22 protein-coding genes are annotated in these 19459 nt (G+C 60.3%); 5 read left to right on the top strand and 17 right to left on the bottom strand.

The features are described from left to right. The first annotated feature begins 62 nt into the window (after window positions 1–62). A complete protein-coding gene (locus G449_RS0102945; protein ID WP_022657817.1) occupies window positions 63–755 on the top strand; it encodes a BON domain-containing protein in 693 nt (230 codons plus the stop codon). 132 nt (window positions 756–887) lie between these two features. Here G449_RS0102945 and G449_RS0102940 read toward each other — a convergent pair whose 3' ends face one another. Genes G449_RS0102940 through G449_RS0102925 form a run of 4 tightly spaced genes read right to left on the bottom strand, consistent with a single transcriptional unit; the run spans window position 888 to window position 3775 of the window. Further along, window positions 888–1403, bottom strand: a complete 516-nt coding sequence (locus tag G449_RS0102940; RefSeq protein ID WP_022657816.1) for a hypothetical protein — start codon at window positions 1401–1403, stop codon at window positions 888–890. 58 nt (window positions 1404–1461) lie between these two features. Next, a complete protein-coding gene (locus tag G449_RS0102935; RefSeq protein ID WP_022657815.1) occupies window positions 1462–1965 on the bottom strand; it encodes a cob(I)yrinic acid a,c-diamide adenosyltransferase in 504 nt (167 codons plus the stop codon). Next, the gene (gene amrS / locus G449_RS0102930; RefSeq protein ID WP_022657814.1) at window positions 1965–2969 is read right to left on the bottom strand and encodes an AmmeMemoRadiSam system radical SAM enzyme; all 1005 of its coding nucleotides are present in this window, start codon (window positions 2967–2969) and stop codon (window positions 1965–1967) included. Before amrS ends, G449_RS0102935 begins: the two co-directional genes overlap by 1 nt. 2 nt (window positions 2970–2971) lie before the next feature. Beyond that, window positions 2972–3775 (bottom strand): hypothetical protein, encoded by an 804-nt coding sequence (locus G449_RS0102925; RefSeq protein ID WP_022657813.1) that lies wholly within the window; start codon window positions 3773–3775, stop codon window positions 2972–2974. 449 nt (window positions 3776–4224) lie between these two features. Between G449_RS0102925 and purM the strand changes: the two genes are divergently transcribed. Both purM and G449_RS0102915 read left to right on the top strand, forming a co-directional pair. Next, entirely contained in the window at window positions 4225–5283 is a 1059-nt protein-coding gene (gene purM / locus G449_RS0102920) for a phosphoribosylformylglycinamidine cyclo-ligase (protein WP_022657812.1), read from the top strand. A 163-nt stretch (window positions 5284–5446) separates the two neighbouring features. Next, window positions 5447–5914 (top strand): YccF domain-containing protein, encoded by a 468-nt coding sequence (locus G449_RS0102915; RefSeq protein ID WP_022657811.1) that lies wholly within the window; start codon window positions 5447–5449, stop codon window positions 5912–5914. A gap of 53 nt (window positions 5915–5967) precedes the next feature. Here the strand turns inward: G449_RS0102915 and G449_RS17630 are convergent, their stop codons facing one another. Beyond that, window positions 5968–6567 carry a TetR/AcrR family transcriptional regulator gene (locus G449_RS17630; protein ID WP_022657810.1) on the bottom strand — a complete coding sequence of 200 codons (600 nt, stop codon included), beginning with the start codon at window positions 6565–6567 and terminating at the stop codon, window positions 5968–5970. Window positions 6568–6687: 120 nt separating this feature from the next. On the opposite strand from G449_RS17630, the gene G449_RS15700 reads away from it, so the two are divergent. Next, window positions 6688–7464 (top strand): MipA/OmpV family protein, encoded by a 777-nt coding sequence (locus tag G449_RS15700; protein WP_022657809.1) that lies wholly within the window; start codon window positions 6688–6690, stop codon window positions 7462–7464. Between the two features lie 101 nt (window positions 7465–7565). Here G449_RS15700 and G449_RS17625 read toward each other — a convergent pair whose 3' ends face one another. From G449_RS17625 to G449_RS0102865, 8 genes are all read right to left on the bottom strand, one after another. Next, on the bottom strand, window positions 7566–8282 hold the full coding sequence (locus G449_RS17625; RefSeq protein WP_022657808.1) for a DUF134 domain-containing protein: 717 nt from the start codon (window positions 8280–8282) through the stop codon (window positions 7566–7568). A gap of 271 nt (window positions 8283–8553) precedes the next feature. Beyond that, window positions 8554–8919 (bottom strand): response regulator, encoded by a 366-nt coding sequence (locus tag G449_RS0102895; protein WP_022657807.1) that lies wholly within the window; start codon window positions 8917–8919, stop codon window positions 8554–8556. Window positions 8920–8925: 6 nt separating this feature from the next. Continuing rightward, window positions 8926–9303, bottom strand: coding sequence for a NifB/NifX family molybdenum-iron cluster-binding protein (locus G449_RS0102890; protein WP_022657806.1), 378 nt, complete (start codon window positions 9301–9303; stop codon window positions 8926–8928). A 12-nt stretch (window positions 9304–9315) separates the two neighbouring features. Then, a complete protein-coding gene (locus G449_RS0102885) occupies window positions 9316–10239 on the bottom strand; it encodes an ATP-binding protein (protein WP_022657805.1) in 924 nt (307 codons plus the stop codon). Beyond that, entirely contained in the window at window positions 10232–11137 is a 906-nt protein-coding gene (locus tag G449_RS0102880; RefSeq protein ID WP_022657804.1) for a nucleotide-binding protein, read from the bottom strand. Before G449_RS0102880 ends, G449_RS0102885 begins: the two co-directional genes overlap by 8 nt. A gap of 6 nt (window positions 11138–11143) precedes the next feature. After that, window positions 11144–11494, bottom strand: coding sequence for a NifB/NifX family molybdenum-iron cluster-binding protein (locus G449_RS0102875; protein ID WP_022657802.1), 351 nt, complete (start codon window positions 11492–11494; stop codon window positions 11144–11146). A gap of 142 nt (window positions 11495–11636) precedes the next feature. Then, window positions 11637–12713: an NAD(P)H-dependent amine dehydrogenase family protein gene (locus G449_RS0102870; protein WP_022657801.1), complete on the bottom strand. Its 1077-nt coding sequence runs from the start codon at window positions 12711–12713 to the stop codon at window positions 11637–11639. A 101-nt stretch (window positions 12714–12814) separates the two neighbouring features. Further along, window positions 12815–13768, bottom strand: a complete 954-nt coding sequence (locus G449_RS0102865; protein WP_022657800.1) for a DMT family transporter — start codon at window positions 13766–13768, stop codon at window positions 12815–12817. A gap of 122 nt (window positions 13769–13890) precedes the next feature. On the opposite strand from G449_RS0102865, the gene G449_RS15690 reads away from it, so the two are divergent. Next, window positions 13891–14796, top strand: coding sequence for a LysR family transcriptional regulator (locus G449_RS15690; RefSeq protein WP_022657799.1), 906 nt, complete (start codon window positions 13891–13893; stop codon window positions 14794–14796). A gap of 230 nt (window positions 14797–15026) precedes the next feature. Here the strand turns inward: G449_RS15690 and G449_RS0102855 are convergent, their stop codons facing one another. The 4 genes from G449_RS0102855 to G449_RS0102840 form a co-directional block, all read right to left on the bottom strand. Then, window positions 15027–16196, bottom strand: coding sequence for a phosphoglycerate kinase (locus G449_RS0102855; RefSeq protein ID WP_022657798.1), 1170 nt, complete (start codon window positions 16194–16196; stop codon window positions 15027–15029). 44 nt (window positions 16197–16240) lie between these two features. Next, window positions 16241–18247, bottom strand: coding sequence for a transketolase (gene tkt / locus G449_RS0102850; RefSeq protein ID WP_022657797.1), 2007 nt, complete (start codon window positions 18245–18247; stop codon window positions 16241–16243). An 11-nt stretch (window positions 18248–18258) separates the two neighbouring features. Then, window positions 18259–18978: a ribulose-phosphate 3-epimerase gene (gene rpe / locus G449_RS0102845; RefSeq protein WP_027180651.1), complete on the bottom strand. Its 720-nt coding sequence runs from the start codon at window positions 18976–18978 to the stop codon at window positions 18259–18261. Window positions 18979–19084: 106 nt separating this feature from the next. Next, window positions 19085–19438 (bottom strand): MerR family transcriptional regulator, encoded by a 354-nt coding sequence (locus G449_RS0102840; protein WP_022657795.1) that lies wholly within the window; start codon window positions 19436–19438, stop codon window positions 19085–19087. Window positions 19439–19459 lie beyond the last annotated feature (21 nt).

Here is a 19459-nt window from a genome sequence, read left to right as displayed (position 1 = left end):
AAGGCGAGTTGATCGACTACGTTAAGACGCTTCGCCCGCAACGCGGGTTTCAGGAGGATTCCATGAAACGACTGGCGCTTCTACTGCTGCTGTTTTGCGTCACGCTGCTGAACGGCTGCGCATACACCGGCTACTCCATCTATGACGACCAGCGCCTGATGGGCACCATGTCGGACGACAAGGAACTCTCTGCCAAAATCAAGACGGCCCTGCTGGACGAAAGCTTCTCTGGCGGCTGGTCTGTTGCGGTATACAGTTTTTACGGGCATGTCTTCCTTGTGGGTGAAATACCCGACACCATGCAGGGCAAGGCTGTGACCATAGCCAACCGCTACAAACCCCGCTCGGTCACGACCCACTGGTTCACCCCCGCCACCAGCGACTCCAGCAACTTTGTGCTGGCCACCAAGCTGCGCAAAGACCTTATTTCCACCAAAGGGCTCTCTTCCACCCGCATAGATACGGAGGTGAACTCCGGGCGTGTGGTGCTGCTTGGCGTAGTGAGGGATGATACGGAAAAGCAGCTCGCCATCCAGGCCGCGCGAGGTGTTGGTGGAGTAACAGGCGTAACAAGCTACCTCATGTTGCCCCAAAAGGCGGGCCAGCTTGATAACATGCAGCCAGAACACGCCACAGGCGTGAGCCCGATGGACGGCAGCATGGAACCCTCTGGCAGCCCAAGCAGCACTCCGGTTTCCAGCGGCGCAAACAGCCCTGGTGGTTCAGGCGATGTGGAGTCGCGCGAGTTGCCGTAGCTAACGCAACATACCTAGCATAAATGAAAAAGCCGCCTCCACTGCAGGAATCTCTGCAGTGGAGGCGGCTTCATATTTGCACAAGGCGGGTTTCAGATGTGGGGAAGCCTTTACCAAAACCAGACTACAGCGTCAGGCAGAGAGCCAGTTCCCCCGCTCCCGCAGCTTCGCACCCATGCGGCGCAAAACCGGGTTCGGCTCGGCCTCAAAATTTTTCCAGTCGCCATCGGCGTAAGCCAGCAAGGCAACCACAACGTCCAGGGCTTCTTCCACGCTGTCAACCCAACCGCTGACAGCCCCGTGCAGCATCAGGCCCGGCCCTTCCAGCGGGCCGCGAATCCCCAGCACAGGAACTCCAGCCCCGGCGGCCAGCCCCACTTCCACCCCGGCATCCTGGCCTGACGCGCCGTAATAGATGACCATGTCCGCTGTCAGGCAGGCATTGTGGCAAAAGGCGTAGACCTCGCCGCCGTCACGGTCGGTGTCCATCCAGATGCGCCGTTCGGCGGGGGTCAGTCCTGACGGCGGCACGGCTTTGTCTGTCCAGTCCAGCATGCGGCAGCCCATATTCCGCAGTTCGCGCCCCAAAAGGCGCACTCCGTGCTTGTGTTTGAAAGACCCGGCCACATAGATGGTCAATACAGACATATACCCAAGTTCCTTTGCAAATACTGAACAATAACCGTTGAAGCGCTTGTCTCTGCGGCTAAAACTCTATGCCCGGCGCGGCCTTGACTCCCGTACGCCAGGGGTGCTTGATTTCGGTCATGGAGGTCACAAGGTCTGCCGCATCCACCAGCCACTCCGGCACGCTGCGGCCAGACAGCACAAGGTGACAATCTCTGGCGCGAGCCAGCGCCATAAGCTCTTCCAGTTCCTGCTGTTCAAGAATCCCGGCGCTCAGGGCATACAGGGTTTCATCCAGAACCAGCATGTCTGCCTGCTCGAGCTGCCCACGCGCCCAACCGAGCACCCTTAGGGCGGCCTCACGGTGCGCGGGGCGCTCTGCATCGGTACGCAAAAAGCCCAGCCCTCCGGCAAAAAAGCGCTCGCCCAACAGTTTGGCAAGCATGCACTGCTCGCCCGCCTGCCCATCGCGCTTCATAAACTGCCCAAAGGCCACAGCCATATTCTGCCCGAGCGCGCGCACGGTCTGCCCCACGCAGGCGCTGGTTTTTCCTTTGCCGTCACCTGTATACACAAGAATCATTATTTCCAGACTCCCGGGATCTGCACGCCGCACTTGGGGCACTTGCCTTCTGCACCCTGCACCCGCGTGTCGTATCCGTTCCGTTCAATAACCAGCGCATTGCACTCCGGGCAAAACGTATTGCTGCCCAGAGGGCTGCGCGTGTTTCCTATATAAACATAATTCAGACCGGCCTCGCGCCCGATGCGCCAACAGGCCTCAAGTGTTGCCAGCGATGTGTCCGGATGGTCGATCATCAGGTGCGCGCCGTGAAACCCCGTCACATGCCACGGCGTATCCGGCCCCAGCTCGTCACGAATAAAGGCTGCCAGCGCTTCCATCTCCGCCTGCCCGTCGTTAAGACCGGGAATAACCAGGGTTGTGACCTCAAGCCACCAGCCAAGCTTTTTGATGGCCTTCAGATTTTCCAGCACAGGCTGAAGATGCCCGCCGCAATATTTGCGGTAAAAGACCTCGCTGAACGACTTCAGATCCACATTGGCGGCGCAGATGCACCGGCTGAGGGCCGTCAGGCAATCCTTGGACATATAGCCGTTGGTCACAAGCACACTGCGCATACCCTTTTTGGCCGCCATGCCCGCTGTCTCGTACAGCAGCTCAAAAAAGACCGTAGGCTCGTTGTAGGTAAAGGCCAGGGTCTGGGCGCGGTTGGCCAGAGCGTGGGCCAACAGGTCTTCTGGCGCAGCGCGCTTGCCGGGCACAATGCCACTTTCCGGCACATGGGCTATGTTGTTGTTCTGGCAGAAATGGCAGGAAAAGTTGCACCCGGCGCTGCCGACAGAAAAAATCTTGCTTCCGGGCAAAAAATGGTAAAGAGGTTTTTTTTCAATGGGATCCATGGCAGCAGCGGTAACAACCCTGCTGACCAGAGAAACCAGTTCCCCCCGCATGTTGACGCGCACCCCGCAAATGCCCTTGGCCCCTTTCCGCAGGCGGCAACGGTGAGCGCACAGGCGACACACAACAGTGCCGTCAGGCTGAGAATCCCAAAGCGCGGCAAGCATGCTCAACGCCTCTCCCTTCCATCACGGCCCCTGTCGGCGCCGCGCGGGTCATACTGTGAATCGCCCTGACTGTCGGGGCGCGGGTTATACCTGTCGTCTCCCCGCTGGTCATGGCTGTTGTCGCGGGGCCTGCTGGGGCCGCTGTAGCCACCATCGCGCGGATCATGCTGCTCGCGGCGCGGGCCATCGTAACGGCCATCGTGCGGCCTGTCATCATACCGTCGGTTATCATACTGTCGGTCGTCGTAGCGCCGATCGTCATAACGCCTGTCATCATGCCGCCTGTCGTCATGGCGAGGCCTGTTATGGTCTGGCTGCGGCGCGGGCTGCCAGATGACCGAAGGCATGTTCTGCTGCCCCGGCCACACAGGGCCACCGGGTTTGGGCATGGGGCCATACGGATTGGGCCCCCAGTGGTTGCCATCGGGATAAATCTGCGGAGCCACAAAAAAGGTGCCGTAATTCTGCTGTTCCGGGGGAGCGGGCGGTACTACAGAGGTGATTATGTCGCCAGTTTGCGGATCGCGATACTGTGTCGCGATGCCCCTGTCGTTGAAATTTTCACCCTGGAGCTGCCCTGTGCCTGAAACAACGTTGCCGCCCTGTCCCTGCCAGCCAGGTGCGGGCGCAGGATAAGGCGCATAGCCAGGCCCATAACCTGGCGCATACTCGGGGGCAAAGCCGGGGACAGGCGCTGGTGGCGGCACGGCCGCAGGATTTGGCACAGAAGCCGCAGAGGGAGCAGGAGCGGGGGCAGGAGCCTCCGCTGGCCCCGGCAGGGAACCAAAAGAGGAATAGGGAGCCATGCCCCCTGCACTGGGCCAAGGGGTCGGCTGACCGGGAGCGGCAGACTGCAAAGCGGGTGACGGCCCAGCCGCTTGTTGGCCTGGCTGCGGGCCAGGCAGTTGTGCCGCAGCTGGTTTCTCTACAGAGGGCTGGTCTGGCGCAGCGGGCGGCTCAGCCTGAGCAGGCGGAATCGCCTGCACTGGACCAAGCTTCACACCTGAGACAGGCGCGCGGTATTCCGCAGCGCCATCCGCAGCAAGGGACGCGCCGGAACAAACGAACGTCAGTACGGCGCAGAAAACATACAATCCGGCATATCTACGCATGGCACGCTCCTTACCCCTCCGGCTTTATTCTAACAGTGGCGGGCGGGCCGGTCTATGAAAAAACTCGCGGGCAGGGCCTCAAAAAGTCGCTTGGGGTTTGGAAGAACCTGTGGTATGTAGCGCAGATTCAAAGGAGGCAACGGATGTCCAGCGACCGCGCAAAAGCCTACACTCAGGCAGGCGTTGATATTGAGGCGGGAAACGCTCTTGTTTCACGCATCAAAGGCATGGTTCAGAGCACGCAGACCAGAGGCGTCATTTCCGATATTGGCGGCTTCGGCGGCCTGTTCCGGCCTGACCTCAACGGCATGACCGAACCTGTGCTTGTTTCTTCCACCGATGGCGTGGGAACCAAGCTCAAACTGGCTTTTGCCTGCAACAGGCACGATACTGTGGGCATCGACCTTGTGGCCATGAGTGTCAACGACATTCTGGTTCAGGGTGCCAACCCTCTGTTTTTTCTTGATTACTTTGCCACGGGCAAGCTTGACGTAGAAACCGCCCAGACCGTCATTGGCGGCGTGGCCGAGGGCTGCCGTCAGTCAGGATGCGCCCTGCTTGGCGGTGAAACCGCTGAAATGCCCGACATGTACGCGCCAGGCGAGTATGACCTTGCCGGTTTTTGCGTGGGCATTGTGGATAATGCCAAGCTCATTGACGGCTCCGGCATTCAGGTGGGCGACAAGATCATCGGCATTGCCTCCTCGGGCCTGCACTCCAACGGCTTTTCCCTGGCCCGCAAGGTGCTTGACCAGAGCGGCCTTTCCCTCACCGATCCCTTCCCCGGCGGGGATGGAGCCAGCGTTGGCGATGTGCTGCTGACACCCACCACCATCTACGTGGAAGCGGTGCGCTCCCTGCTGCGCGATATGAACGTCAAGGGCATGGCCCACATCACCGGCGGCGGCTTTTACGACAATATTCCCCGCGTACTGCCCGCACAGGTGGAAGCGCGCATTCATTTTGGCAGCTGGCAGATGGCCCCCGTGTTCAACTGGCTCAAGGAAGCGGGCAACCTCAGCTGGCCGGAAATTCTGCAAATATTCAACGGCGGCATCGGCTATGTGCTGGTGGTGCCCGCCGATCAGGCCGAAGAAGCGATCAATCGCATTCAGGCCTTCAAGCTGCGGGCATGGTGCATCGGCGAGATAGCCCGCCGCTCCAAGGATGACGGCCAGGAACAGGTCATCATCAATTTCTAGAGCATGACCATTATTTATCTGCTCTAGCCCAGATTATAAAGGGCCGCCCGGCATCAACGGGCGGCCCTTTCGTTTCAAACTGCTTTTCTTTTTCGCATTGCGTTGACATAATCAGCCGTCAATGGTCGCAAGTATACCGCACGGCCCACTTCAGGAGGATATCATGACCAGCGCCATAAGTTGCCTTGGAAACGCCATCTGGTTTTTGTGCGGCGGCATTCTCATGGGCCTTGTGTGGTGGATATACGGAGTGCTCTGCTTTATTTCCATCGTGGGCATTCCCTGGGGCAGGGCATGCTTTGTCATGGGCAATTTCGCCTTTTTTCCCTTTGGCAAAATGCCCGTTGCGCGCGATGTGCTCACCGGCAGGCAGGATGTGGGCACCGGCCCGTGGGGCACGGTGGGCAACATCATATGGCTTTTGCTGGCTGGCGTGTGGATTGCCCTGGGGCATCTGGTTTCTGCCGTCATGTGCGCGGTGACCATAATCGGCATTCCTTTTGCGTGGCAGCACGTCAAACTGGCGGCGCTGGCCCTCTGCCCCATTGGCAAGGCCATTGTACCCGCACCCCTGGCCGATGCTGCCGAACGCGCCGCCGCAGAACGAGGCTTCCACGACGGGCGCTATTAAGCTTCAAGTTGCCGCATCACCGCCCGATCAAAAATCGCGGAGCTGGCGCAGCTTCAGTCAGCGGGTTCGCACGCGAACAGTTCCGCCAGTTGCTTTGCATAAAATTTATTCATGTACTCAATGTCGATCCTGGGCGAATCCGCTCCCCGCAGCAGATTAACGACCATTGACGCCCCCATGATCTGCGCCAGTATCAGTTCTGCCCGTGTTGCAGCCTGTTCACCGGGCAGCACCGCCATGATCTGCTGACGGATGTTGTCGTACGTTTTTGCCATCACGTCCGAAACATTGGGATCCAGTGCAGAAAGGGCCGTGATGCGAAAATCTGTGGCCCATGCACTCTGCGCTCCGCCAGAAAGAATGCTGCCCATGGCCATACTGGTTTTTTCCATGGGCGGCACATCAGGCAGGGCCTCAATGCCTTCTGAATTCAGAATGGACGCCACTTCAAGAAAAAGATTCCTTTTTGAGCCAAAATAGCGGCTGATGAGTGCCGGGTTTACCCCTGCCGCCGCGCCGATTTCCCGTATCCCGACGTTGCCGTAGTTGGCTTTGGCAAAGAGCCTTCGCGCCGCCTGCAAAAGACGGTTTCTGGTTTCTGCGGCATTGCGTTTGCGCTGCGGGCCCGTGGCCGTTTTACGTTCAGGAGCCATTGCTATCCCCTATGGTTGCTGCGACTTGACACAGTTGGTTTCATGAGGCTATTTTTGAGTAATCAATTGATTACAGATTTTCCATGAAAAGTGCAATGGCTTTATTGCGCGGGAGGGTTCATGAAAATACGGGGATTGTCGTATCTGGCGACATTAACCATTCTTCTTTTAACGGCTTTTTCTGCTATTGCGGAAGAAGGCAAGAGCGACAGCAACCGATGGGGATTCAACCTCGGCATTGGCGGCACTGTTTCCACCTCGGAATACAAGGGCGTGGAAAGGCTGGGCACGGCCCTGCCCTTGCTGGGATATGAAGGCGAGCATCTGTATTTGCGCGGATTGAGCGGCGGCGTGCACCTGTTCAAGAACGAATACCATGAAGTCAACGTGCAACTTTCGTATCTGCCGCAGCATTTTTATGCCTCATGGAGCGACAACTCGGGCATGAAAAAGCTTGATGACCGCTATGCATCGGCCATGGCCGGCATCAACTACCGCTTGCGCACCGAACTTGGCGTGCTGGCAGCCACCCTTTCCACCGATGCGCTGGGCGTGAACAAGGGCGTGATGGCCGATGCCTCCTATTCCTACCCCATCCGTTTTGCCAATATGTCGCTTATTCCCACGGCTGGTGTGCAGTGGACCGACGTGAATTACAACGACTATTATTACGGCGTGAGCAAGAGCGAGGCACGAGCCAGCGGGCTGAGCCACTACTCGCCGGAATCAGCACTCTCGCCTTATGCGGAACTGACGCTAAGGGTCGGCCTTACAGAAAGCTGGAGCGCTTTTGTGAGTGGAAAAAGCCAGTTTTTGGGACAGGAAATAACTGACAGCCCCATGGTTGAACGCAACAACAAATATTCGTTGAGCGGGGGCTTTCTTTACGCGTTTTAGAGCAGATTGACGTTGTTCCCGGCGGCTTTCCGCCGGGTTATCACCAAGGGCGCTTTCTGAACGGTCGGGAATTGCGGGCCTTTGCCGCGACCTGCTCTGCTCTACCGTTCAGAAGCGCAACCGCCTTGGCAAAGATGCCCAGGGCCGAAAGGAACAAGCCTTCCCGCAGCAAAGGCGTTAAGACAGTCGGCTACGGTGGGCAGATTGGCATTGTAATACACGGCTATACCCGCCTCCTGCAAAGCCCGCAGGGGCCGCATGCCCATGCCGCCCGCAAGCAGTGCGCCAACTCCAAGACGTAGAAGGGCCTGCACCGGCCCGGTGCAATCCCCACCCTGATGCATGGGATTGGGCTGAATGCTGACCTCCCCAATCTTGCCGTCCTCCACCCTGGCAAGGGTATAGAACTGACATCGGCCAAAATGCGCGTTGGGCGCAGCATCCGGCCCGCCGGGGGCAATGCTTGGCACAGCCACCACCAGCCCGCCCGGCATGGCATCCTCGCTTTCCGCCCCCTCGGCAGTTGCATCCACAGCGCACACCCCGCCCTCAATGCGCAGGGCCTGCCCCTGCACAAGAGCTTGAGCCACACTACGCCGCGCGCGCCGCAAAAGCCTGCCAAAGGTATGCCGCGAAACACCCATACGGGCTGCGGCGGCATCCATATTCAGGTCTTCAAAGTCGGCCAGCCGCAGGGCTTCCAGGCCATCCAGCGACAGCACAACCTCTTCAAGTTCGTGCAGGGGAATACCGTTGGGCTTGAAACATCTGTTTTTTGGCAGGGCGCTCACGCGCCTGCAATGGCAAGGTCTTGGCATAATTTCCCAGTAATATGGTTTTATTTGAGAATAAGCCAATGCCACGCCTCGCGCAAGTGGCGCAAGCCGTGGCCGTGCACATCTGCCGCTCTGCGCATGGCCGGGCCAATACCGGGAGGGGTAAACCCGGTTCAGGCCCGGCCATGCTTCCCGTGGGCCGGAGGCTGCTTGCGCGCAGGCAGCGCGCGCCCAAGGCGCCGTGCAAACCAAGGGTACGGACAATGGTTTGCGGGAACAGTAAAGCCTGCCGCGCATGGCGGCTATCATTCTATCAGGCCTGAAGCTCCGTCAGCAGGCGCGTCATACGGCGCGCATCGTCCGCTGTGGGCGTGGTCGGCAGCGAGGCAAGAATGCCCAGACCTTCCATGACGTCATGAAAGACATCCTCGGGCATTTCGCTGACAACCGCCGTATGCACCAGTGCATTCACGCGCATGATGTCGATGACATCCTGCTTCGCCTGATCCTGCGAAGCGGAATCCAGCACCACCAGCGCTGGGGCCTGCCCCTGGACGCTTTTTTTGCAGGCTTCTGCATCGGCAACTGTTGTTACGGCGCAGCCCTGACGCTCAAGCTCCTCCACAAAGGCGACAAAAACTGCGGGCCGCCCTGTCTGCAACAGAATGGAGCGTTTCATAACGGTTTAATGCCCGCCGCCGCAGGTATGCTCGGGGGTGAATTCCGTCAGTTTGCCCTGGCAAAATGCCTGCACGGCCATGCCCACGGTGGGCTGGTTGCCTGCAAAATACACGCTGATGCCCATCTGGTTGAAGCCCATGAGGGGGCGCATGCCCATGCCGCCAGCCAGAAGCGCATTGACGCCGTGGGAGGCCAGATACTGCACAGGAGCCATGCACCCGCCCTGCTGGTGCGGGACGGATTCAAGGGTGGACTGGGCGGCAACCTGACCGTTTTCCAGCTCTACGATGGTGTAAATGTCGCAATGTCCAAAATGCATACCCATGCCGGAATCCATGCCGCCGGGCATTTGAGAAGGAATTGCCAGAATAGTCTTGCTCATGATGCTTTCCTTTTACAGGTGTTTTATGTCGCCCTGCCGCCCCGGTTGCGATGCCAGAGAGCACACGCGCTCCCAGGCTGCTGCCAGAGTTTCGGCCAGGGGTTTGGTAAGGGTTGAAATTTCTTCGGTCAGGGCCTGCCGCCGCACCATGGCCTGCGTGACCAGCGGGCTGAAGGGCAGCTCGCCCACCACATGATGCCCACCCTCATCGGCCAGGGCGTGTATGCGGGCCACCTCATCCGCGTTCAGGTCGGCCTTGTTGATGAGCACCGCCACGGGAATACGGAAATGCGCGCACAGCTCCGCCACACGGGCAAAGTCATGCCGCCCTGAAGGCGTTGGCTCGACCACGGCCACGGCCAGCGCCGCACCGGAGAGGGAGCTGATCACAGGGCAGCCCACACCCGGCGAGCCATCGCACAGCACAAGGTCTGCGCCCATTTGGGTTGCCTTGTCCCGGGCCTGACGCTTGAGCAGGGCCACAAGACGACCCGAATTTTCCTGCCCAGGGTCAAGCTGCGCATGTACAAAGGGGCCAAAACGGGTGTTGCTGACATACCACACGCCACAGCGCCGTTCGGGAAATTCCACAGCGTGCGCCGGGCAAAGTTTGTGGCACACGCCGCAGCCCTCGCAGCCCAGTTCGTCTATGGAGTACAGGCCATTTTCAAGCCGCACCGCATCAAAGCGGCACAGCTCGGCGCAACGCCCGCAGGCGGTGCACAGATCAGGATTGATGCGGGCCGTATTGCCGGAAATAAAAACTTCCTCCTGCTGCACCTGCGGGTTCAGCAGAATGTGCATGTCCGGCACGTCCACATCCAGGTCGCAGAGTACGGCCTTTTGCCCCTGCGCGTGGGCCAGCGCGGCAAATGCGGCGCAGACGGTGGTTTTTCCCGTACCGCCCTTGCCGCTGATAACAACTATCTCACGCATGTCTGGCCCCCTTGGCAAACTCCCGCATGCTGCCAGCAAGTTTTGCAAAGCGCTGCCGCCATTCCTGCCCGGTCGCGCACTGCGCTTCCGTGGGCGGCAAGCCGTGGGCGTAGGCGTGAGCGGCCTCGCGCTGGAAGGGCAGTTCTGCCAGTATGGACAGTCTTGCGCCCGCGCACCATGCGCGCAGCTCATCCTCGCAATCGGCGTTGCCTTCCATGCCCACGCGGTTCATCACCACGGCAACGGGCCGCCCCAACTGCGCAAAGGCCGCGTGCGCCAGCTTGAAATCATAAAAGCCGAAGGGGGTTGGTTCCGCCACCAGCAACACGGCATCCGCGCCGCGCGCTGCCGTCATGGCCGGACAACTCACGCCGGGGGGGGCGTCCATGAGCACGTCAGCCGGATGCCCCGCAAGCAATTCTGCCAGCTTGCGTTCCTGCGCGCGCAGGAGCGGCGGAGTCATGGCCTCTCCCACGCGGGTGCGGCCCATGAGGAAGGGCATTGTTTTGCCGCCAGCGGATACAGAACCCAGCAACAAGGCACCAAGCTCCCGCTGCGCCACGCGCAGCGCCTGTTCCGGGCACACCTCAAAACAGCCGCCGCAGCCGTGGCACATATCCTGAAAATACATGGGTTTTGCGCCCATCATGGCAATGGCCCCGTAGGAACACATGGGGCGGCATGCGCCGCAGCCCGTGCATTTTTCCTCCACCAGTTCCGGCACTTCAAGATATACCGGTTCCGGCTCCGCGAGGTTCGGGTGCAGCAAAAGGTGCAGATTGGGCGCTTCCACGTCCGCATCCACGAGCAGCAGATCGCGCTCCCACAGTCCGGCAAGGCAGGCGGTCACGGTGGTCTTTCCCGCGCCGCCCTTGCCGCTGGCAATCACAATACGCATACGGGCCTACTTGTTGGGAGCCGTGGCCGGGCTGACCGAGCCATCGGCAAGGCAGCGCACGGCTTCGCCCACGCTGCGGTTGTCCATATCCTGATACACGTCCAGCCCCGCCGCCTTGAGGGCCGTAAAAGCCTTGGGGCCCACATAGCCGCTCATGACGGCCTTTACACCCATACCAGCCAGCCGCTCCGCAGTCTGGATGCCAGCGCCCTGAGCCGCCGCCTGCGATGCGCCGTTGTCCACATAATCTGCCTGCATGGTGTCCATATCCACGATCACAAATCCGCCAGCCCTGCCGAACCGCGGGTCAACCTGCGATTCCAGCCCCGGCCCTTCGCTTGAAACGGCTACTTTCATGGCTACTCCCTTACTCGTTATTTTTGCTCAAATGAGCATAATCCTGTACGCAAAAATGTCAACACCATAAAGAATCCGCCGCACCAACTTTTGCTGATACGGCGGACATGCCGCCACAAGGCGGCCAGGGGGGATGTAGAAACTACTTGTGCACGTAATGATCCAGCGGCTTTACCCTGTAGCTGTTGACCGGCATAAGGTCGGTGGTCACGTAGCCCGGCGCGGCGTTGATAAGGTCGGGTATGCGGTTGACAATGGTGGCGCAGGTCAGTTCCACCGTGGCGGGGCGGGTAATGACCACCTGCGTATCCGGCTCACCCATGAGCGTCCAGTCGTTGCGGTCAACCTCGCCGGGGGCGTAAACCTTGCCCACGCATTCGCTCTCGATGACGATGCCCTCCGCCGTTTCCGTGGTCACCACGGCAGACATGCCCGTGGCGTGCCCGGCAGGGATGGTCATGCCCAGCGTTTCAGAGCGCAACTCGGCGCTGTGGGTCTGGGGCACGCACTTCTGCACCTGGCTTTTGACGGTAAGGCCCAGACGCTCCGCCAGCCAGCCGTTGACGTTCCACATATAGGAGGGCAAAAACTCGCCGCGCTCGATCAACTGCTGGCGTTCGGCGGGCGAAATGGCGTCCGCCGAGGCTATTTCCTTTTCAAAGGAGGTCAGGTCAAGCCCCGCGCCGTGAACCTTGGCAAGGGCGATGCCGTAGTCTTCCACATTGTAGCTAGAGCTGCCCTTGATCTTGTTGATGGTATGCATGGCCCCGGCCAGAGTGGCGATCAGATTGCCCCAGAACACATCCTGATAGCCGGAACCGCAAACCGTGCAGCCCGTCTTTTTCGCCATGGCGTCCACCTCGCGTGTGATGGCGGGCGAAGAATTCATGGGGAAGATGGCTTCCTCATTGGTGGTGATGGCGTTGACGCCGTTTCTGGCGCAGACCATGAGGGCATCCACGATATCGCGCATGAGGCTCATGGTGGTGATGATGCAGGCATCGGGCTTGAGCGCGGCCAGCACCTTGTTGGCCTCGTCCGCGTGGTGCACCACAACGCCCCGCTCCGGCCCGCCAATGATGGCACTGATATCCCGGCCGATCACTGCGGGGTTCACGTCAAAGGCAGCTACGATTTCCGCGCCTTTTTCGTACACGTATCGCATGGAATACTTGGACATTTTTCCGCAACCATACTGGGCAATCCGCAATTTGCTCATGAGTTTCCTCCTGGTTTGGAATGCGCACAACCTGAAATACGCTTTCAGTTCTACCATACGCGCCGCTTGTGAAAAAACAAGCATGCCACGGATTGAAAAAACTAGCGCTTTGGCAGCCTCACGCCCAAAGCCACGACAAGGCCCGCCACAATGGCGGCAGCCCCCGCCACATCGGCGGGCAGGATGGGGACGCCCAGCAACAGTGCCGAAAGGGCCAGCCCGCTCAGGGGATTGAGCATGTTATACGCAGCCGCAGTGGATGCCCCTTGCGTGCGGATGAGCAGCAGCCACAGGGCCATGCCCAGCAAGCTCACCACAGCAAGCCAGCCAAGTGCCAGCAGGGCCGGAATGGAAACCGCAAGCGGCGTCACACTGCTCTGCATGGCCGCTGGGGCAAAACAGAGCATGGCGCAGACTGACATCCAGAAATTGACGGGCAGCAGCGGCATATTGCTGTATCTGCCGCGAAAGAGCACCGCACCTACGGAAAAAGCCACGGTTGCCCCGGCAGCCAGCAGCAGACCCTGAACGGCCCCGCCCTCAAGCTTGCCCACGCCCACCATGAGCACAATGCCAGCCAGCGACAGGCCAAAGCCCAGCAGCTTTGCCGCGCTAAACGATTCCAGCCCGCGCGCAACGCCAAGCATAAGGGTGGCAAAGGGCGAGCAGGACACAATGACCACAACCCAGGGCGGCGAGACCAGGTGCAGGGCGGAGAAACTCAGCCCCAGATAGGCCACGTTGTTCAGCAGGCCGAGCACAAATCCCGCCCGCAGCGCCCTGCCCGCCTGCGGCCCCCACAGGCTTTTGCCGCACAAAAGGCCAAGCACAAAAACGGTGCCCACAAACCGGTAAAACAGGCTTACGAATGGCCCCATTTCCGTCACCACAATCTTGCCCGCCACAAAGGCCGAGCTCCAGATAATGCTGAAGCACACGCCCACAGCCACGTGCCGCCAGTTCAGACGCTTTTGGGCCGAGTTTGCCGTGCTCCCGTGTCCCAATCCTGGCCCGTGCGCTTCCAACGGCCTTTCCACACTTGCTGTTTTTTCCATTTTTCACCCCTACCCCTTGCAGCAATATACTTGCGTCCACAGTAGGCGGGGGCTTGATAATTTGTAAAATTTATTTTTATCATGAACAAATCAGTTCATCTTATTTTAAGGCGGTCAGTGTTATGAAACTCCCGGCAGACACGCGCAGCATTACCCTTGAACATATGCGGGCTTTTATTGCCGTGGCCCACAGCCGCAGCTTTCAGAAAGCCGGGGAGCAGCTTTGCCGCAGCCAGTCGGCGGTGACGCAATCTGTCAAAAGGCTGGAGGCGCACCTCAACTGCACTTTGGTGGAGAGGGGCAACGGGCACACCTTTGGCCTCACCACGGTGGGGCAACGCCTGCTGCCGGAACTGGAAGATATTCTGCTGCGCTTTGACGCGGTGCTGCGCGCAGCCCGGCAACCTGAATTGCGGGGGCGCATTACGGTGGGGATTCCGCCAAGTTTCAGCACGGTGGAATTGCAGGCAGCCGTGGCCCGCCTGCTGGCCCTGAACCCTGACCTTCAGATCGGCGTTATTTCGGCCATGTCTGCGGACATTGACCGCATGCTGGCGGACGGCAGTCTGGATGTGGCCCTGATCAACCAATACCGCTTTGACAGCAGCCACGCGCCCGAGGGCATATTCGAGGTACTGGCGCAGCAGCCCCTGCACTGGGCCAGCGGCGGGCACATTGAGCTTGCGCCGACCATGCCGGTGCCTCTGGCCACCTACAGCGAAGGCAGCCCATGGCGCGCCGCCACGCTGGAAACCCTCAATGCCGCAGGCAGAAGCTACGATTTTGCCTATGTGAGCGCCTCGTACGAAAGCCTGTGCAGTTCGGTGCTGGCGGGTTTTGGCATAACCGCTCTGCCCGATTGGGATATGGACGGACGCTTTGTCATCCTTGACGGCACGTGCGCTCTGCCGCCCCTGCCGCAGGTGCGTACAGTACTTAAAACAGCCGCCTCCAGCCCGGTGCTGCGGCAGTTTTGCGACTTCATCATGCAATTGCCGTTTTTTAAAAATCTGCGCCCTCAGACCTGAGCGCCGCACGCAAAAAGCCCCCGAATCCTGAGATCCGGGGGCCTGAATCAGCTATGAACGCTGCCGCAAAGCGGCATGTTACAACAGCCTGTTAAAACTATGAAAAATTTTGTTCTCTGCCAAGGAAGGAAGTTTTTTTATGAAGGGAGTGTACTCCCTTCGGTACTCGACCGAAATAAAAAGGCTTCCTGACGCAGGCAGAGGGCAAAAGAGCCATAGTGCTAAAGGCCCTAGCCTCTGTCTTCCAGCGCTGCCACGGAGGGCAACACCTTGCCTTCCAGCAGTTCCAGCGATGCGCCGCCGCCGGTGGAGATATAGCCCATTTTTTCGGACAGGCCGTACTTTTCCACCGCAGCCACGGAATCACCGCCGCCCACCACCACAAAGGCCTTGGAATCAGCAAGATAGTGCGCCAGTGCCTTGGTGCCTTCGCCAAAGGGATCGGTTTCAAACGCGCCCACAGGGCCGTTCCACACCACAGTGGCAACCTTGGACAGCAGTTTTTTGTACTGCCCGATCGTGTCGCGGCCAACGTCCAGAATCATCTGGTCGGCGGGCACGTCGCCCACGGCGCGGGTTGTAGCCGCCTGACCGGGAGCCAGTTCCTCGGCGGTCACAACATCCACGGGCAGGGGCAGATCCCTGTTCAGGTTCTTGGCCTGCTCCATAATGCGCTTGGCCTCCGGCACCAGATCTTCCTCGTACAGCGACTTGCCGACCATGTATCCGGCAGCCGCAAGGAAGGTATTGGCAATGCCGCCGCCCACAATGAGCACATCCACTTTTTCCAGCAGATTTTCCAGCAGGGCCAGCTTGGTGGACACCTTGGAACCGCCGATGATGGCAGCAAGCGGGCGGGCGGGATTGTTCAGCACCTTGGCAAAGGCATCCAGCTCCGCCTGAAGCAACGGCCCGGCGCAGGCAACCTTGGCAACGCGCACCGTGCCCTCGGTGGAGGCATGCGCGCGATGGGCCGCCCCAAAGGCGTCCATCACATATACATCACCCAGGGCGGCAAGCTGCGCGGCCAGGGCGGGGTCATTCTTTTTCTCGCCCTTGAGAAAACGTACGTTCTCAAGCAGGGTCACCGCACCGGGAGCCGCCTTGGCTTCTTCCAGCGTGGCAACGAGGGCAACAGGCTTGCCCAGCAGCTCGGAGAGGCGGGCGGCCACGGGCTTAAGGGAGAACTGCTCTTCATACTGCCCTTCCGTGGGGCGGCCCAGATGCGAAAGCAGCACCACGCCTGCGCCTTTTTCAAGGGCCGTGGTAATGGTGGGCAGCGAAGCGCGGATGCGCTTGTCGTTGGATACCTGTCCGTCCTTCATGGGCACGTTCAGGTCTTCGCGAATCACAACGGTTTTGCCGGTCAGGTCCAGATCCTGCATTTTCTTGATGGGCATATGCGTTCTCCCTGTAAGAGGATTTGCTTCGTTCTGTCGACCAGTTACTTCCCAAGCTGCCGGAAAAGGCCTTCCGCCACTTCCAGCACATGCGCCACGGTAAAGCCCAGACGCTCAAAAACGATCTTGGCAGGGGCGGAAGCGCCAAAGCGCTCCATGCCGACCACCGCGCCGTCCAGACCCACATACTTGCGCCAGTAATCCGCAGCGGCGGCTTCAATGGCAATGCGGGCGCGCACGCCACGGGGCAGCACGCTTTCCTTGTAGGCCGCGTCCTGCGCGTCAAAAATCTCAGCGCAGGGCATGGAGACCACGCGGGCCTTGCGGCCATCGGCGGTCAGCTGGTCAGCGGCTTCAAGGGCAAGCGACACTTCCGAACCAGTGGCGATAAGGATGATCTCGGGTGTACCTTCGCAGTCGCGAAGCACATAGCCGCCGCGCGCAATGGCTTCCACCTGGGCGGCGTCGCGCTGGCAGAAAGGCAGGTTCTGGCGCGAGAGCGAAAGACCGGTGGGCGTATGGAGGCTTTCAAGGGCGCTGCGCCAGGCCACGGCGGTTTCCACCGTGTCGCAGGGACGCCACAGATTGAAATTGGGCATGAGGCGCAGCATGCCGAGCTGTTCCACAGGCTGATGCGTGGGGCCGTCTTCGCCCACGCCGATGGAGTCGTGCGTCAGCACCCACACGGCGCGGATGCCCATGATGGCAGCCAGTCGCAGGGCGTTCTTGGCCTGATCGGCAAAGGACATGAACGTGCCCGCGTAGGGGATGAACCCACCGTGCAGGGCAAAACCGTTCATGATGGCGCTCATGCCGAATTCACGCACGCCGTAGGAAACATAGTTGCCCTTGTGGGTCTGCACGTCCATGTGCTCGGAAGAGCTGGTCAGCGTGCCCACGGAGCCGGTGAGGTCGGCGGAGCCGCCCACAAGTTCTGGCAGGCGGGGCACAAGGCATTCAAGGGTTTTCTTGGAGGCCACGCGCGTTGCCGTGGTTTCGGCCTTGCTCACGGCTTCTTCAATCATGCCGCGCGCAATGGCGGCCCAGTCCTCGGGCAGCTCGCCGCGCATACGGCGGGTAAATTCTGCGGCAAGCTCGGGATTGGCCTTGGCGTAGGCGGCATAGGTATGCTCCCAGGCGGCCTCGGCAGCCTTGCCCTTTTCACGCGCGTCCCATGCGGAATACAGGTCCTGCGGCACTGTAAAGGGTTCTTCGGTCCAGCCCAGAGCCGCGCGGGTTGCGGCAATGCCATCATCGCCAAGGGGCGAACCGTGGCAGGATGCGGAATCGGCCTTGGGGGAACCAAAACCAATGTGGGTGCGGCAGATGATCAGGCTGGGACGGCTGTGATCGGCCTTGGCCTCGGCAATGGCGGCGTCCAGCGAGGCGGCGTCATGCCCGTTGATGGGGCCGATGACCTGCCAGTGGTAAGCGCGGAAGCGGGCCGCCACGTCTTCGTTGAACCAGCCGTCAATCTTGCCGTCAATGGAAATACCGTTGGAGTCGTAAAGGGCTATGAGCTTGCCGAGGCCCCAGGTGCCAGCCAGGGAGCAGGCCTCGTGCGAAACGCCTTCCATGAGGCAGCCGTCGCCCGTGAACACATAGGTGTGGTGATCCACAACCGTGTGCTCGGGAGTGTTGTAGCGGGCGGCCAGCATGCTTTCGGCCAGCGCCATGCCCACGGCGGAAGAAATACCCTGCCCCAGCGGGCCAGTGGTCATTTCAATACCCAGATCAGGCTCGTATTCGGGGTGCCCTGCGGTTTTGGCTCCCCACTGGCGGAAATTGCGCAGTTCCTCCATGGGCAGATCATAGCCCGTGAGGTGCAGCAAGGCGTAGAGCAGCATGGAGGCATGGCCGTTGGAAAGCACAAAGCGGTCGCGGTCAAACCAGCGGGGGTTGCTCGGATTGTGCTTGAAACCATGACGCCACAGGGCTTCGGCCATGTCGGCCATACCCAGAGGTGCGCCGGGGTGACCGGAGCGGGCTTTTTCAATGGCGTCCATGGCAAGGGCGCGGATGGCATTGGCGCACTGTCTGCGGGTGGGCATGACTCTTTCCTCTACTTTTGCGTGATATGGTTGGCGGCGCGGCGTCTCAGGGCATCTTCCGCATGGCGGGGCATTCTGCCCGCAAGCGGAGCCATAAAGGCGGCAAGCCGTTTGTCGTAAGGTTTGTGGCCAAAAAAGGCCGAGCCGGACACAAGGACTTCCGCCCCGGCGTCCACAAGCTGGGCCGTGTTTTCGGGGCATACGCCGCCGTCGATCTGGATGAGCGCCTCTGCCCCGCCGTTGGCGTCAAGCATCTGCCGGGCGGCGCGGATTTTGTCGAACGTGGCGGGGATGAATGCCTGACCCGAAAAACCGGGGTTCACGCTCATGAGCAGCAGCATGTCCATATCCGCCGCCAGCCAGCGGGCAGCATTCACATCCGTGCCGGGGTTGAGGGCAAGCCCCGCCTTGCAGCCCATGGCCCGGATGGCCGTGAGCGTGCGCTGCGGGTGTTTGTCGGCCTCGGCGTGGATGACCAGCATGTCTGCCCCGGCCTTGTGGAAGTCGGCAATATAGCGGGCCGGATCATTCACCATGAGGTGCACGTCAAAAAAAAGCCCGCTGACAGACCGTAGAGCCTTTATCAGCGGGGGACCAAAGGTGATGTTGGGCACAAAAGCCCCGTCCATCACGTCCAGATGCAGCCAGGTGACTCCGGCAGCCTCAAGGGCGCCAAGCTCTTCGGCCAGACGGGCAAAATCGGCAGACAGCAATGAGGGCGATAAGATCATGATTATATCGGGGTGAGCGTGTTTGCGGGGGAGGGCCACCAACAGAAAGGGTCGCCTCCCCCGCGTCCCTTCCCTGAAATATTTTGTTGCGCCAGCAGGCCGCAGCCTATTTTTCGCTGAGCAGGCGGCGCAGCGCGATCAGCTCCCGCTGGAGCATGCGCATAAAATCCGGGTCCGGCACCGCGGCCACGCGTTCGGGCAGGCTTTCATCCACCACGGCGCTGCCCGCAAGTACGCGGCGCGCGCCTTCAATGGTCATGCCCTGCTCGTGCAGCAACTGCCGGATACGCCGCAAGAGGGCCACGTTTTCTTCCGTGTACAGGCGCTGCCCCTTACCGGTGCGCAGCGGCGCCAACTGGGGAAACTCCGTTTCCCAGAAGCGCAACACATGGGTTTTGAGGTCGAGCAGTTCTGCGACCTCACCTATGCGGTAGGTATTGTCGGGCGTGTGGTCCGACATGTCATACCCCTCCTGACACTC

It is taken from the genome of Desulfovibrio desulfuricans DSM 642 (assembly GCF_000420465.1).
Taxonomy (GTDB): domain Bacteria; phylum Desulfobacterota; class Desulfovibrionia; order Desulfovibrionales; family Desulfovibrionaceae; genus Desulfovibrio; species Desulfovibrio desulfuricans.
This window is presented reverse-complemented; position numbering and strand designations above follow the sequence as displayed.

Excerpts from the sequence above, each read along its gene's own strand:
- G449_RS0102945 (WP_022657817.1), top strand. The coding sequence starts at position 63 with ATGAAACGACTGGCGCTTCTACTGCTGCTGTTTTGCGTCACGCTGCTG.
- G449_RS0102895 (WP_022657807.1), bottom strand. The coding sequence starts at position 8,919 with ATGAAACGCTCCATTCTGTTGCAGACAGGGCGGCCCGCAGTTTTTGTC.
- G449_RS0102870 (WP_022657801.1), bottom strand. The coding sequence starts at position 12,713 with ATGAGCAAATTGCGGATTGCCCAGTATGGTTGCGGAAAAATGTCCAAG.
- G449_RS15690 (WP_022657799.1), top strand. The coding sequence starts at position 13,891 with ATGAAACTCCCGGCAGACACGCGCAGCATTACCCTTGAACATATGCGG.
- tkt (WP_022657797.1), bottom strand. The coding sequence starts at position 18,247 with ATGCCCACCCGCAGACAGTGCGCCAATGCCATCCGCGCCCTTGCCATG.
- G449_RS0102865 (WP_022657800.1), bottom strand. The coding sequence starts at position 13,768 with ATGGAAAAAACAGCAAGTGTGGAAAGGCCGTTGGAAGCGCACGGGCCA.
- G449_RS0102925 (WP_022657813.1), bottom strand. The coding sequence starts at position 3,775 with ATGGCTCCCTATTCCTCTTTTGGTTCCCTGCCGGGGCCAGCGGAGGCT.
- G449_RS0102880 (WP_022657804.1), bottom strand. The coding sequence starts at position 11,137 with ATGCGTATTGTGATTGCCAGCGGCAAGGGCGGCGCGGGAAAGACCACC.
- purM (WP_022657812.1), top strand. The coding sequence starts at position 4,225 with ATGTCCAGCGACCGCGCAAAAGCCTACACTCAGGCAGGCGTTGATATT.
- G449_RS0102935 (WP_022657815.1), bottom strand. The coding sequence starts at position 1,965 with ATGATTCTTGTGTATACAGGTGACGGCAAAGGAAAAACCAGCGCCTGC.
- G449_RS0102875 (WP_022657802.1), bottom strand. The coding sequence starts at position 11,494 with ATGAAAGTAGCCGTTTCAAGCGAAGGGCCGGGGCTGGAATCGCAGGTT.
- G449_RS0102940 (WP_022657816.1), bottom strand. The coding sequence starts at position 1,403 with ATGTCTGTATTGACCATCTATGTGGCCGGGTCTTTCAAACACAAGCAC.
- amrS (WP_022657814.1), bottom strand. The coding sequence starts at position 2,969 with ATGCTTGCCGCGCTTTGGGATTCTCAGCCTGACGGCACTGTTGTGTGT.
- G449_RS0102890 (WP_022657806.1), bottom strand. The coding sequence starts at position 9,303 with ATGAGCAAGACTATTCTGGCAATTCCTTCTCAAATGCCCGGCGGCATG.
- G449_RS0102855 (WP_022657798.1), bottom strand. The coding sequence starts at position 16,196 with ATGCCCATCAAGAAAATGCAGGATCTGGACCTGACCGGCAAAACCGTT.
- rpe (WP_027180651.1), bottom strand. The coding sequence starts at position 18,978 with ATGATCTTATCGCCCTCATTGCTGTCTGCCGATTTTGCCCGTCTGGCC.
- G449_RS0102915 (WP_022657811.1), top strand. The coding sequence starts at position 5,447 with ATGACCAGCGCCATAAGTTGCCTTGGAAACGCCATCTGGTTTTTGTGC.
- G449_RS17630 (WP_022657810.1), bottom strand. The coding sequence starts at position 6,567 with ATGGCTCCTGAACGTAAAACGGCCACGGGCCCGCAGCGCAAACGCAAT.
- G449_RS17625 (WP_022657808.1), bottom strand. The coding sequence starts at position 8,282 with ATGCCAAGACCTTGCCATTGCAGGCGCGTGAGCGCCCTGCCAAAAAAC.
- G449_RS15700 (WP_022657809.1), top strand. The coding sequence starts at position 6,688 with ATGAAAATACGGGGATTGTCGTATCTGGCGACATTAACCATTCTTCTT.
- G449_RS0102840 (WP_022657795.1), bottom strand. The coding sequence starts at position 19,438 with ATGTCGGACCACACGCCCGACAATACCTACCGCATAGGTGAGGTCGCA.
- G449_RS0102885 (WP_022657805.1), bottom strand. The coding sequence starts at position 10,239 with ATGCGTGAGATAGTTGTTATCAGCGGCAAGGGCGGTACGGGAAAAACC.